Consider the following 296-nt stretch of genomic DNA (forward strand, 5'->3'; position numbering starts at 1 on the left):
TTTCGATCCACAAGGCTCTCGCGAGCCTCGACAGAAGCTCTTTCGCATCTTGCGTACTCTCAACCTATTTCGATCCACAAGGCTCTCGCGAGCCTCGACGTCTTCCCTTCAATTTCCTTATTATGTAATGACTATTTCGATCCACAAGGCTCTCGCGAGCCTCGACATCTGGAAATGTTGGGGATTATGTGACCGAATTATTTCGATCCACAAGGCTCTCGCGAGCCTCGACCAAGCTGCTGGCCGTTGTACGGTTCCCAGGGGAATTTCGATCCACAAGGCTCTCGCGAGCCTCG

Origin of the sequence: [Clostridium] symbiosum ATCC 14940 (genome assembly GCF_000466485.1) — a bacterium.
Lineage (GTDB): Bacteria > Bacillota > Clostridia > Lachnospirales > Lachnospiraceae > Otoolea > Otoolea symbiosa.